Annotated in this window: 13 protein-coding genes; 10 read left to right on the plus strand and 3 right to left on the minus strand. The window is 65.2% G+C overall.

Going from position 1 to position 12168, the window contains the following annotated elements:
* Positions 1 to 167: 167 nt before the first annotated feature.
* Positions 168 to 1751, plus strand: a complete 1584-nt coding sequence (locus tag ACLFQI_RS06910; protein WP_410758174.1) for an alpha-isopropylmalate synthase regulatory domain-containing protein — start codon at positions 168 to 170, stop codon at positions 1749 to 1751.
* Positions 1752 to 1840: 89 nt separating this feature from the next.
* Positions 1841 to 2083 carry a hypothetical protein gene (locus ACLFQI_RS06915; RefSeq protein ID WP_410758175.1) on the plus strand — a complete coding sequence of 81 codons (243 nt, stop codon included), beginning with the start codon at positions 1841 to 1843 and terminating at the stop codon, positions 2081 to 2083.
* A 67-nt stretch (positions 2084 to 2150) separates the two neighbouring features.
* On the opposite strand, the gene ACLFQI_RS06920 is transcribed toward ACLFQI_RS06915, so the two are convergent.
* Positions 2151 to 3011 carry an alpha/beta fold hydrolase gene (locus ACLFQI_RS06920; protein WP_410758176.1) on the minus strand — a complete coding sequence of 287 codons (861 nt, stop codon included), beginning with the start codon at positions 3009 to 3011 and terminating at the stop codon, positions 2151 to 2153.
* Between the two features lie 156 nt (positions 3012 to 3167).
* Between ACLFQI_RS06920 and ACLFQI_RS06925 the strand changes: the two genes are divergently transcribed.
* The 5 genes from ACLFQI_RS06925 (at position 3168) to ACLFQI_RS06945 (ending at position 7908) form a co-directional block, all read left to right on the plus strand.
* Positions 3168 to 3551, plus strand: a complete 384-nt coding sequence (locus ACLFQI_RS06925; protein ID WP_410758178.1) for a DUF6394 family protein — start codon at positions 3168 to 3170, stop codon at positions 3549 to 3551.
* Between the two features lie 43 nt (positions 3552 to 3594).
* On the plus strand, positions 3595 to 5328 hold the full coding sequence (locus ACLFQI_RS06930; RefSeq protein WP_410758179.1) for a potassium channel family protein: 1734 nt from the start codon (positions 3595 to 3597) through the stop codon (positions 5326 to 5328).
* Between the two features lie 192 nt (positions 5329 to 5520).
* Positions 5521 to 6072, plus strand: coding sequence for a hemerythrin domain-containing protein (locus tag ACLFQI_RS06935; RefSeq protein WP_410758180.1), 552 nt, complete (start codon positions 5521 to 5523; stop codon positions 6070 to 6072).
* 140 nt (positions 6073 to 6212) lie between these two features.
* A complete protein-coding gene (gene hemH, locus ACLFQI_RS06940; protein ID WP_410758181.1) occupies positions 6213 to 7262 on the plus strand; it encodes a ferrochelatase in 1050 nt (349 codons plus the stop codon).
* A gap of 199 nt (positions 7263 to 7461) precedes the next feature.
* Positions 7462 to 7908: a gamma-butyrobetaine hydroxylase-like domain-containing protein gene (locus ACLFQI_RS06945; protein WP_410758182.1), complete on the plus strand. Its 447-nt coding sequence runs from the start codon at positions 7462 to 7464 to the stop codon at positions 7906 to 7908.
* Between the two features lie 57 nt (positions 7909 to 7965).
* Here the strand turns inward: ACLFQI_RS06945 and ACLFQI_RS06950 are convergent, their stop codons facing one another.
* Positions 7966 to 9186, minus strand: a complete 1221-nt coding sequence (locus ACLFQI_RS06950) for an argininosuccinate synthase (protein WP_410758183.1) — start codon at positions 9184 to 9186, stop codon at positions 7966 to 7968.
* Positions 9187 to 9345: 159 nt separating this feature from the next.
* Between ACLFQI_RS06950 and ACLFQI_RS06955 the strand changes: the two genes are divergently transcribed.
* The gene (locus ACLFQI_RS06955) at positions 9346 to 10191 is read left to right on the plus strand and encodes a UDP-2,3-diacylglucosamine diphosphatase (protein ID WP_410758184.1); all 846 of its coding nucleotides are present in this window, start codon (positions 9346 to 9348) and stop codon (positions 10189 to 10191) included.
* 21 nt (positions 10192 to 10212) lie between these two features.
* On the opposite strand, the gene ampD is transcribed toward ACLFQI_RS06955, so the two are convergent.
* Positions 10213 to 10797 carry a 1,6-anhydro-N-acetylmuramyl-L-alanine amidase AmpD gene (gene ampD / locus ACLFQI_RS06960; protein ID WP_410758185.1) on the minus strand — a complete coding sequence of 195 codons (585 nt, stop codon included), beginning with the start codon at positions 10795 to 10797 and terminating at the stop codon, positions 10213 to 10215.
* Between the two features lie 52 nt (positions 10798 to 10849).
* Between ampD and nadC the strand changes: the two genes are divergently transcribed.
* Together nadC and ACLFQI_RS06970 are read left to right on the plus strand one after the other, a co-directional pair.
* Entirely contained in the window at positions 10850 to 11743 is an 894-nt protein-coding gene (gene nadC / locus ACLFQI_RS06965; protein ID WP_410758186.1) for a carboxylating nicotinate-nucleotide diphosphorylase, read from the plus strand.
* 195 nt (positions 11744 to 11938) lie between these two features.
* On the plus strand, positions 11939 to 12168 hold a 230-nt coding region (locus ACLFQI_RS06970), incomplete at its 3' end, for a sulfur globule family protein (protein ID WP_410758187.1).

Raw genomic sequence — 12168 nt, forward strand, 5'->3', positions numbered from 1 at the left:
GCTGCCGAGGCTTGATCAGTCAGCCTGAGGCGCGCCATGCCAAGCCTGATTCCTGCGCGGAAAGTGTCCATTTCAGATGGCGTCCATGAGCGGCTTCCCGACTTGATCGCTTCTGTTAGCCAATCCAACACTCGTTTGACGACCCGAGCCATCAGCTCCGAGATCCTGTGACCCCAGACGACCAACGTATCCTGATCCTCGATACCACGCTGCGCGATGGCGAGCAGACCCAGGGCGTCTCCTTCTCGCCCGACGAGAAGGTGAATATCGCCAAGGCGCTGCTGGAGTTGCTGCGGGTCGATCGCATCGAGGTCGCCTCGGCGCGGGTCTCGGAGGGCGAGCTGGCGGCGGTGGCACGGATCATCGACTGGGCGCGCCCGAAAGGACTCGATGGCCGCATCGAGGTGCTCGGCTTCGTCGATGGCGGGCGCAGTGTCGATTGGATTCGGCGCGCCGGCGGCCAGGTCATCAACCTGCTCGCCAAGGGCAGCGAGAAGCATTGCCGTACCCAGCTTGGCAAGACCCCCGAGCAACATGCCGAGGATGTGCGCGCCAACATCGCCCTCGCGCGCGAGCGCGGCCTGGCGGTCAATCTCTATCTCGAGGACTGGTCGAACGGCTATGCCGACAACCCGGCCTATGTCTATGCGCTGATCGAAGCGCTCGCCGGGAGCGGGATCGGGCATTTCATGCTGCCGGATACCCTGGGCGTGATGACGCCCGAGCGGGTGTTCGCGGCGATTGCGGACATGATCCGGCGTTTTCCCGAGGCCCGCTTCGATTTCCATCCGCACAACGATTACGGCCTGGCCACCGCCAATGTCTTCGCCGCCGCCCAGGCCGGTGCTGCGGCGGTGCATTGCACGGTCAACTGTCTCGGCGAGCGCGCCGGCAATGCGTCGCTGGCCGAGGTGGTGGTGAATCTGCGCGATCAGCTCGGCCTGGCGATCGGCATCGACGAGAGCCATCTCGGCCGCGTCAGCGAACTGGTGCAGTATTTTTCCGGGAAGCGCATCGGCGATAACGCGCCCATCGTCGGCGACGACGTCTTCACCCAGACCGCCGGCATCCACGCCGATGGCGACAACAAGGGCAGCCTCTATCACACCAAGCTCTCGCCGGAGCGCTTCGGGCGCCGGCGCGTCTACGCCCTCGGCAAGCTCGCCGGCAAGGCGTCGCTGGCGAAGAATCTGGAGCGCATCGGCATCACGCTCTCGGAAGAGAATCAGCGCAAGGTGTTGAAGCGCATCGTCGAACTCGGCGACTCCAAGAAGACCATCACCGCCGAGGATCTGCCGTTCATCATCGCCGAGGTCCTCGAGAGCAAGGACTACAGCCACGCCGAGCTGATCGCCTGCAATGTCTCCTCGAGCTACGGGTTGGAGTCCACCGCCAGCATCAAGATCTGTTTGCGCGGCGAGCATCTGACCGCTACCGGCAGCGGCAATGGCGGTTTCGATGCCTTCAACAAGGCCTTGGCACGGGTGGTCAAGACCCAGGGCCTGAGCCTGCCGGCGCTGGTCGATTACGAGGTGCGCATTCCCAAGGGCGGGCGCACCGATGCGCTCACCGAATGCACCATCAGCTGGGCCGATGACCGGGGCATCTTCAAGACCCGGGGCGTGCATGCGAACCAGGTCTTCGCCGCGATTGGCGCGACCATGCGGATGCTGAATCTGGTGATCCACTGGTCATTGAAACGCCAGCGCGATCTCGCCGATGCCAAGGCCGCCGCCGAATCGGCGGCCTGAGGCGGCCTTAAGCTGTCCCCTCCGCGCCACTCCTTGATCCGTTTCTCGATCCTCGATCCGTTCACCTGCCTTGATGACCCGGTTGCCCGATGAAGAAAAAGCTCAATCTCGTCCTGTTCGCGGCGTTCTGGTCGCTGGTGCTGGCGCTTGCCATGACCCTGCTCGGCTTCCTGCACCAGGGGCTTGTCGATCCCAGCGAGGGTGGCGGCGTGGTCTGGTCGCGGGTCGCCTTCCTGTTCCTCGGCTGGTTCGGCTTCTCGATGATCGTGATGCTGATCGCTGCGCTGTTCTATGTCGGTAGTCTGCGCTGGCGTGGCCGGGACAAGCGCTGAACGCGCCGGCGCCGGCTGGACAGCGTGAAACGCTAGGCCCGCTCAGACCGGACTCAAAAGGGCGGACTCAAACCCCCGCCCAAAAGTCATCCAGCGCCGCGAACAGGGCCTCGGGCCGTTCCCACTGCGGCAGCCCGCGATGCGGCGCGAGCCTTTGCTGCTGCCAGTTCGACTGGCGCGCGACGAGGTCGGGCAGGCGCTCGAAGGTCACATAGGGATCGCGGTCGGCGATCGCGAGCACCGGCAGTGTCTTCAGGCGGGCATAGAGGTTGGCGACGGCCTCGCGCGTGAAGAGCAGCGTCGAGAGGAAGATCAGCGGGGCGTGGCGCGCGCCCGGTTGGTGCGAGGTGGCATAGGCATAGTCCAAGAGTGCCTGCGGCGGCTGGCCGTGGAAGGATTTGCCGAGATAGTGGCGAATGCTGCGGCGCGAGGCCACCAGGTCGTAGAGCCCCTGGCTCCAGAGTCGCGCCCCGATCAGTCCATGCACGGCGCGACCGACGAGCTGCGGCGGCAACCCGCGCTCGGAGAAACCGGTCGGCGAGATCAGCACCAGCGAGGCGACGCTCGCCGGCGAGCCGAGCGCCGCGCGTGCGGCGAATTCGGCGCTCAACGAGAGCGCGAGGACATCCGCCGGCGCCTGCACCACTTGTTCGAGTAGCGCCCGGATCGCATTGGCATAGAGTTCAGCGGAATAGGCACGTTCACTGCGCTCGGAATGGCCGAAGCCGGGCAGGTCGATGCTGTAGACCGGCCGGCGGCCGGCGTAATGCTCGAACAGCGGCTTGACCTCGAAGGTGCTCGGCGCGGCGTTGATGCTGTGCACCAGGACCAGCGGCCGGCCTTGGCCGCGCGTGTCGTGGTAGTAGGCGATGCGCCCCGCCTGCTCGGTGCGGATCTGAGCGCGCGGCGCGGCGACGGCGTCGGGCAAGGGGAGAGGCGCGGATGTTTGACTCATGGCAAGGTGAGGCCTGTTTGCGGGCGGCTAGGCGTCGGCGTTGTTGGCGAGAGCCGCAACGTCGACCAGAAAACCCGATAGGATACGCGCGATCATCGCGACTGTCCGCGTCCACCGAGGAGGCCCGTCATGAATCCCGAGAAGGTCGTCTTTGGATTCTTCATCCTGCTTGCCCTGACCCTGAACTTCGGCTTTGTCTATGGCGACATCAATGATCACACGCATCACCATGCCTGGGAATTCGCGGTGGTGCTGGTGGTCAATCTCATCGCGACGGTGCTCAAGCTCGGTGACCGCTCGCAGATGGGCGCGGTGCTGTTGGCGACGAGCCTGGTGGCGATCTTGCAGTTGGTCGCCGGCGCGTTGATCTGGACCATTGCCGTGCATGCAACGGCGGAGGGTTTTACCACCAGCGCGCTGTCCAGTGTCGTCTCGCTCGCCGCCGGCGCCATGGTGGCCAATGTGGTCTCGGTGATCCTGCTGATCATCGAGACGACGATGCTGCGGCGCTGACCAATCCTCCGCGCGCGCCGGCGAGTCGAGCGGAGAACCCTTGGTGGACAGCATCATCTTCCTCATCCTGCGGCGCATGCGCGCGCCATTGCTGACGCTGATCGTCCTGTACTCGATCGCGATCATCGGTTTGATGTTGATTCCGGGTCGCGATGCCGATGGCAATCCCTGGTCTCCGAGCTTCTTCCACGCCTTCTACTTCGTCAGCTATATGTCGACGACCATCGGCTTCGGCGAGCTGCCGCAAGGCTTCAGCGATGCCCAGCGCATCTGGGTGACGCTCTGTATCTATGCCACCGTCAGCGGCTGGCTCTATTCGGTTGGCGCGATCATCGCGTTGCTACAGGACAAGGCGCTGCGGCGCGCCATTGAGGAGCACCGCTTCGGCGCCCATGTGCGCGCCATCAACGAGGCGTTCTATCTGGTGTGCGGTTACGGCCAGACCGGCAGCGGGCTGGTGCGGGCGCTGACCGAGCGCGGCCAGCGCGCCGTCGTGCTCGACAACAACCCGGAGCGCATCGATCTGCTCAAGCTCGAATCATTGCGGGAGTTCGTGCCCGCGCTGCGCGCCGATGTGCGCCGCCCCGACAGCCTGCTGCTGGCCGGGCTGCGCAGCCCCTTTTGCGCCGGGGTTCTGGCCCTGACCTCCTCCAACGAGGTCAATCTGAAGGTGGCGCTGGCGGCGAAGCTGATGCACCCGGATGCCAAGGTCATCTGCCGGGCGGACTCGCACGATATCGAAGCCAACATGGCCTCGTTCGGCACCGATCACATCTATGATCCCTTCGACATCTTCGCGCGTTATCTCAGCACCGCGATCGACTCGCCCTGTCTGACCGCCTTGCAGGACTGGTTCGGTCAGCTGCGCGGCACCATGCTGCCCGAGCCGATCTATCCGCCGGCGGACGGGCTCTGGATCATTTGCGGCTACGGGCGCTTTGGCAAGGCGCTGCATGCGCGCCTGGCCGAGCAGGAGGGGGTCGAACTCATGGTGGTGGAGATGCAGCCCGAACGCACCGGGCTCCCGCCGGGACCGCTGATCAAGGGCCGCGGGACCGAGGCGGTGACCTTGGAGCAGGCCGATATCCACCGCGCCGTGGGGCTTGTCGCCGGGACCGATAACGACGCCAACAATCTCTCGATCATCATGACGGCGAAGGAACTCAATCCGAACCTCTTCACCGTGGTGCGCGAGAACCAGTTGATCAACGAGGAACTGTTCAAGGCGATCGCCGCCGATATCCTGATGCATCCGAGCTTGATCGTGGCGCAGCGGATTCGCACCTTGCTCAGCGCGCCGTTGTTGAATGAATTCGTCAGCGGGGCGGGGCGGGAACCCGACCGTTGGTCCTGCGAGCTGATCAGCCGGATCATCGCCTTGGTGGAGACGAAGCCGCCGATCCTCTGGGAGTTCAGGGTCGGCGCGCGCTTTGCCCCGGGCGCGCGGACCTTGGCCGGACAAGGCCGGGAGCCGACCCTGGCGGATCTGCTGCGCGATCCGCGCGACCGTGCGCAGGCGCTGCCAGCGATCATCCTCGTCCAGCAAGTCGCGGGCGAGCATCGGCTGCTGCCGAGCCTTGAACGGCCGCTGCGCGCGGGCGATCGGCTGCTGTTATGCGGACACCCCGGGGCGCGCGATTGGATGCACTGGACGCTCAATAACCCGGACGTGCTGACCTATGTGGTCACCGGCGTCAAGCTCCCGCGCGGGCTGGTGTGGCGCTGGTTGCGCCAGCGTTGGCCGTCGCTCTGGGGGGGCGTGGAGGGCGAGCGCTAGCGATGGGTCTCTCAGCGCGGTCACGCCGATGGCCCTTGCTGCGATGTCCTTCTCATTGATGGGCGAAGGCTGCCGCGTGGCTGCGTCCCAAGCGGCGCGGGCGCTATCATGCCCGGAGCGCCCAGACGCTGGGGCGACAGCCGAACCGGGGTCGGCCCTGGCATCCGAGATCTGCCCAACGAGGTGGCCAGCATGAACGATTTATTAGAGCGTCTCGGTCAGGATCACCGACGCCTTGCGCAACTCATGCGCCTGCTCGAGGGACTGCTCGATGAATTTCGCGATGGCCTCGAGCCCGATTACGAGCTGATGTGCGAGTTGATGGAATACCTGATCGATTACGAGGATCGGGTCCACCATCCGAGCGAGGATCTGATCTTCGAGCGGGTCCTGGCGGAGGTCGGCCCCGGCCACGCGCTACTGACCCAGCTCATGCAGCAGCATCAGAGCCTGATGCAGCTCAACCGCCGCTTCAAGGAGTCGCTTGAGGGCATCGTGCACGAGGAGGTCCTGCGGCGCGACGAGGTCGAGCGCCAGGGGCGCGCGCTGATCGCGCAGTTGCGCGAGCACATGCGGCTGGAGGAGGAACGGGCGTTTCCGCTCGCGCTGGCTTCGCTCTCGGAGGCGGCCTGGTCGGAGCTGCTGGCGGCCGCGCCGAATGTCGAGGACCCCCTCTTCGGCCAGCAAGACCCCGAGCGCTTTCGCATGATCTACAAGCAGCTGAAGCTTGGGCGGGGAGGCTGAGCCGGCGCTTGGCTGGCGCTCGGGCCGAGGTGGAAACTGCTGCGTCATTGCGCAATCCGGTTGAAACCGAGCCTGGCGCGCGCCAATCTGTGGAGTTGGTCATAGGCATCAGGGAAAACGCGTCAACCCGTGGGCATTCGATGAAATACAAGAGCGTCGTCGGCTTCGAGCACGACATGTCGGAACATCTCGGCGTGTTGATGTTGAACCTGGGTACGCCGGAGGCGCCCACGCCCACGGCCGTGCGCCGTTATCTGTCGGAATTCCTGCAAGATCCGCGCGTGGTCGAGATTCCGCGGCCGATCTGGTGGCTGATCTTGCATGGCGTCATTCTGCGGGTGCGCCCGAGCCGCTCGGCCAAGGCCTATCAGGCGGTCTGGACCGACAAGGGCTCGCCGCTGCTCGATGTGGCTCGGCGGCAGGCGGCCGGGCTGCAGGCGATCCTCGGCGAACGGCTGGGCGACAATGTCCATGTCGAGCTGGGCATGCGTTACGGCAAGCCGTCGGTGGCCGAGGCCCTCGGTCGGCTCAAGCGTTCGAATGTGCGCCGATTGCTGGTGCTGCCGCTCTACCCGCAGTATTCGGGGACGACCACGGCCTCGACCTTCGACGCGGTCACCAACGAGCTGACCACTTGGCGCTGGCTGCCGGAGTTGCGCTTCATCAATCATTATCACGACGAGCCGGGCTACATCGACGCCCTCTGCGCGAGCATTCGCGCGGCCGCCGCCGAGAAGGGCGAGCCGGAGCGGCTGCTGTTCTCGTTTCACGGCATCCCGAAACGCTATTTCATGGCCGGCGATCCCTACCATTGCCATTGTCACAAGACCGCGCGCCTGGTCGCCGAGCGTCTGGGGCTCGATGACGACCGCTGGATGGTGTCCTTTCAATCGCGGGTGGGACGCGACGAGTGGCTGCAACCCTATACCGACGAGACCTTGAAGCTGTGGGGGGGCGACGGCGTCGAGAGCGTGCATGTGATCGCTCCCGGCTTTTCCGCCGACTGTCTGGAGACGCTCGAGGAGATCAATGTCGAGAACCGCAGCTACTTCATCGATGCCGGTGGCAAGGAGTATCACTATATCCCCTGCCTGAACGATGATGTGGCCCATCTCGAGATGCTCGCCCGGCTGGTCGAGCGCCATTGTGGCGGTTGGCCCGAGGTTGAGCGGCTGGCATCGGCGGCCTGATTTCCGCGCTCGCGGCGCTCCCTCGGCGCCGTCCTCCCGTCGTGTTCATGGCGGCAGCGCAGGTTTCCGCGCTTAGGCGGCATCAGCCTCGACAGCCATCGTCTTGGTTTCCAGCCTCGCGCTGTCCTGGCATTGCAAACCCGGTTGGCGTCCGCACCTGAGGTCGCAGACTTGAGACATCTGCACGGGCTGTCGACCGATGGTAAAAAACCCGCTTCCGACCGAGATCAACCTCCATCAGAAATCCCGCGTGCTCGAGATCGCCTACGATGACGGCGCGCGCTTCCGTCTGCCCTGCGAGTATCTGCGCGTCTACTCGCCCTCGGCCGAGGTGCGCGGCCACACGCCGGATCAGGCCAAGCTGCAGATCGGCAAGGAGCGGGTGAACATCCGCGATCTGGAGCAGATCGGCAGCTATGCGGTGAAGATCGTCTTCGACGATGGACACCGCTCCGGCCTCTACGACTGGCAGTATCTGTACAAGCTCGGTCGCGGCTGGCAGCCGCTGTGGCTGGATTATCTGAGCCGGCTCAAAGACGCCGGCCGCTCGCGCTCCGCCCCCGATCCGTTCGAGCTATTGCGCGAGCGCGGCGAGCGGCCGGCCGAGCTGCCCGCGCAAGCGGCGGAGACCGCCGCCGCCGACTGAGGCTGCGCCACCGCTCGCGATCGATTCAGTGCATACGCCAGGCGGCTCGCCATCGACTCAGCGCTTGCGCCGGGCGGCGACCCGCAGCCGCAGCGCGTTGAGCTTGATGAAGCCAGTGGCATCGCCCTGATCATAGGCGCCGGCGTCGTCCTCGAAGGTGGCGATCGCCTCATCGAACAGGCTATCGGTCTCCGATTGGCGGCCAACCACCAGCACGTTGCCCTTGTAGAGCTTGAGTCGCACCCGGCCATTGACCACGCGCTGGCTCTCGTCGATCGCGGCCTGCAGCATCATCCGCTCCGGGCTGAACCAGTAGCCGTTGTAGATCAGCGTGGCATAGCGTGGCATCAGTTCGTCTTTCAGGTGCGCGGCCTCGCGGTCGAGGGTGAGGGATTCCATCGCGCGGTGGGCCTTGAGCATGATGGTGCCGCCGGGGGTCTCGTAGCAGCCGCGCGACTTCATGCCGACATAGCGATTCTCGACGATGTCGGCGCGACCGATGCCGTGCTCGCCGCCGATGCGGTTCAACTCGGCGAGGACCTCGGCCGGGGTCATCGCCTTGCCGTCGATCGCGGTGATGTCGCCGGCCCGATAGGTCAGCTCGATCTCCTGCGCTGTATCGGGTGCATCGACGGGGTCGCGGGTCCAGCGCCACATCGCCGCGCCCGGCTCGACCCAGGGGTCTTCGAGATCATAGCCCTCGTAGGAGATGTGCAGCAGGTTGGCGTCCATCGAGTAGGGCGACTTGGTCCCGTCGCGCTTCATCTCGACCGGGACGCCGTGCTTGGCGGCATAGGCCATCAGCTTCTCGCGCGAGAGCAGATCCCACTCGCGCCAGGGCGCGATGATCTTGAGGTCTGGATCGAGGGCCAGCGCATTGATCTCGAAGCGGACCTGATCGTTGCCCTTGCCGGTGGCGCCATGGCTGATGGCGTCGGCGCCGGTCTCGGCGGCGATCTCGACTAAGCGCTTGGCGATCAGCGGCCGCGCGATCGAGGTGCCGAGCAGGTATTCGCCCTCGTAGATGGCGTTGGCGCGGAACATCGGATAGACGAAGTCGCGCACGAACTCCTCGCGCAGATCCTCGATATAGATCTCCTTGATCCCGGCCGCCTCGGCCTTGGCGCGGGCCGGCTCGACCTCCTCGCCCTGGCCGATGTCGGCGGTGAAGGTGACCACCTCGCAGGCGTATTCATCGCGCAGCCAGGTCAGGATCACGGAGGTGTCGAGCCCGCCAGAATAGGCGAGGACGACCTTGTTCACGGAATCGCGTGCCATCGAAAAAACTCCTCTCTACAACGAATGGGCATGAGTATACGCGGTGCGCGCCGTTGTTCAGCGGATTGCGTTTCACGAGATCTTCATCGTCCGGCCATCCTCTCGCAACAAAGCCGCGCGACCATGTCGCCCACACGCATTGATTGGGATCTGGGTGACATGAGTCAGGTAAAACATCTCCGGCCGTTGAAATACCGCAGCATCTGGATCTCGGATGTGCATCTCGGATTTCGCGGTTGTCAAGCCGATTTTCTTCTGAATTTTCTCCAGTCGACCGAGTGCAAAAAGCTCTATCTGGTCGGCGACATCATCGATGTCTGGGCGATGAAGGGCGGCCTGTTCTGGCCGCAAGCGCACAACAATGTGGTGCGCGCGGTGCTGGACAAGGCCCGTGGCGGCACCGAGGTGGTCTATGTGCCGGGTAACCATGACGAGATCCTGCGCGACCATCTCGGCTCCGAGTATGGCAACGTGCGGCTTTGCGACGAGGTGATCCATACCACCGCCGACGGCCGCCAGTTCTTGATCATGCACGGCGACAAGTTCGATCAGGTGGTGCAGAACGGGCGCTGGCTGGCGGTGCTTGGCTCGCGCCTCTATGACCTCTTGCTCGCGGCCAATCATCGGCTCAATGCCTTCCGGCGCCGCCTTGGGTTCGGTTATTGGTCGCTGGCCGCCTATCTGAAGCATCGGGTCAAGAATGCCGTCAATTATATCGGCAACTACGAGCAGGCCGTGGCCGACGAGGCACGCCGGCGCGATGTCGACGGCATGATCTGCGGTCACATCCACCACGCCGAGATCCGCGACATCGATGGCGTGACCTACTGCAACTGCGGCGACTGGGTCGAGAGCTGCACGGCGCTGGTCGAGCATCACGATGGCACCATCGAGCTGCTGCGCTGGACCGAGGCGCGGCAGGTGCTGGGCTGCGAGCCGGCGCAGCCGATGCCGGCACCGCGTCCGGCCGCCGCCGCCGCTGCGGTGGCCGCTCGGCTCGGCTGAGCCGGCAGCTCGCCTGGGGTTTCATGGTCGTGCCGGCGGCTCGCCGGACAACAGGGCCCGGTACCGATCCCAGTCGAAGGCCGGCCCGGGATCGGTCTTGCGCCCGGGGGCGATATCCTGGTGTCCGGTGATGCGCGCCGGCGTGATCGCCGGATAGCGCGCCTGAATCAGCGCGGTGACCTCGGCGAGCCTGCTGTACTGGACGGGCTGAAACGGGATCTCATCGCTGCCCTCGAGTTCGATGCCAATGCTGTAGTCATTGCACTCGCGCCGGCCCTCGAACGCTGAGCGCCCGGCATGCCAGGCGCGCCGCTCGAGTTCGACGAACTGCAGCAGTTCGCCGTCGCGGCGGATCAGGAGATGCGCGGAGACGTGCAGCCCGGCGAGACGGGCGAAGAAGGGATGCGCCGAGGGATCGAGTCGGTTCTGGAACAGCTGTTCGATCCAGGGACCGCCGAAGCGCCCGGGCGGCAGGCTGATGTTGTGGATCACCAGCAGATCCGGCGCGATGCCGGGCGGGCGCTGGTCGGCATTGGGCGAGGGGAGCCAACGGGCGATGCTCAGACGGCCGCTGCTGTCGATGGCGGAGGCGCTAGGATCGGTCATCGGTTTTCTATTATCCTCATCGCTCTGAACTGCCCCTTGAGGATACGAGCCGATGCCCACCGCTGTTCCGACCTCCGCCCCGAGCGCAGAGACGCTGGCTCGCGCACTGCCGCCACTGGCGCTGATCGAGGCGCAGGTGCGCGAGGCGCTGGCGGAGGATGTCGGCGCGGGCGATCTGACCGCCGGCTTGCTGCCGGCGAATGCGACCGCGCGCGCCGAGGTCATCACCCGTGAAGACGCGGTGCTCTGCGGCAGCGCTTGGTTCGATCAGGTCTTCCGTCAGCTCGATCCCGAGGTCAGTATCGATTGGCAGGCGCGCGATGGCGAGTCGGTGCGGCCGGGGCAACGGCTCTGCACGCTCGCCGGTCGCTTGCGCCCCCTCCTCACCGGTGAACGGACCGCGCTCAATTATCTGCAGCTGCTCTCGGGCACCGCGACCCGCGCGCGGCGCGCCGCCGATGCGGTGGCGGGGCTGCCGGTGCGTCTCCTGGATACGCGCAAGACGCTTCCGGGGCTGCGGCGACCGCAGAAGTATGCCGTTGTTTGCGGTGGTTGCCACAACCATCGCATGGGCCTGTTCGATGCGATCCTGATCAAGGAGAACCATATCAGCGCGGCCGGCTCGATCAGCGCCGCGATCGCGGCGGCCCGTCGCCTGACCGAGGAGGTTCCGGTTGAGATCGAGGTCGAGTCCTTGGCGGGACTGCGCGAGGCGCTGGAGGCTGGCGTCGAGCAGGTGTTGCTGGATAACTTCGATCCGCCAGCGCTGAGACGCGCGGTGGAATTGACCGCTGGACGCGCGCGGCTCGAGGCCTCCGGCGGTATCGCCCAGGATCGGTTGCGGGAGATTGCCGAGACCGGGGTCGACGCGATCTCGGTCGGCGGCCTGACCAAGCATGTCGAGGCCGTCGACCTCTCGATGCGCCTGGTGACGCCGACGCCTTGAGCCGAGAGGGCTGCCGGGATCGAGACAACCGAGCCTCCAGGGCCTGCATTGCGATTTGTCATACCTATCGCTGTCGGGCGATAGATCGGGATTAGCAACTACAAATTTAAGAAAATGCTAATATAATGATCTCCGTTGTCGCGCTCGACGTGGCGACGCTTGCAACCCAGACAAAATCGAATTCGGAGAAGATAGATGAAAAAACTAGCCACTGCTGCCGCCGTTGCCGCTCTTCTTGGTGTGTCCGCTTCCGCCAGCGCCTGGTGGGGCGGTCCTGGTTATGGCGGCCCGGGCTATGGCAATGGTTGGGGCGACGGCATGGGCGACATGTTCAATGACATGTTCGGCGATGGCTACGGCGATTTCAACATGAGCATGAGCGGCGGCGGTCGCGGCTATGGCCGTGGGCGTGGTTACGGCTATGG

This window comes from Halochromatium sp. (genome assembly GCF_046541315.1).
In the GTDB taxonomy this organism is placed as follows: Bacteria; Pseudomonadota; Gammaproteobacteria; order Chromatiales; family Chromatiaceae; genus Lamprobacter.

Excerpts from the sequence above, each read along its gene's own strand:
- ACLFQI_RS06915 (WP_410758175.1), top strand. The coding sequence starts at position 1,841 with ATGAAGAAAAAGCTCAATCTCGTCCTGTTCGCGGCGTTCTGGTCGCTG.
- ACLFQI_RS06925 (WP_410758178.1), top strand. The coding sequence starts at position 3,168 with ATGAATCCCGAGAAGGTCGTCTTTGGATTCTTCATCCTGCTTGCCCTG.
- ACLFQI_RS06935 (WP_410758180.1), top strand. The coding sequence starts at position 5,521 with ATGAACGATTTATTAGAGCGTCTCGGTCAGGATCACCGACGCCTTGCG.
- hemH (WP_410758181.1), top strand. The coding sequence starts at position 6,213 with ATGAAATACAAGAGCGTCGTCGGCTTCGAGCACGACATGTCGGAACAT.
- ACLFQI_RS06945 (WP_410758182.1), top strand. The coding sequence starts at position 7,462 with ATGGTAAAAAACCCGCTTCCGACCGAGATCAACCTCCATCAGAAATCC.
- ACLFQI_RS06950 (WP_410758183.1), bottom strand. The coding sequence starts at position 9,186 with ATGGCACGCGATTCCGTGAACAAGGTCGTCCTCGCCTATTCTGGCGGG.
- ACLFQI_RS06955 (WP_410758184.1), top strand. The coding sequence starts at position 9,346 with ATGAGTCAGGTAAAACATCTCCGGCCGTTGAAATACCGCAGCATCTGG.
- ampD (WP_410758185.1), bottom strand. The coding sequence starts at position 10,797 with ATGACCGATCCTAGCGCCTCCGCCATCGACAGCAGCGGCCGTCTGAGC.
- nadC (WP_410758186.1), top strand. The coding sequence starts at position 10,850 with ATGCCCACCGCTGTTCCGACCTCCGCCCCGAGCGCAGAGACGCTGGCT.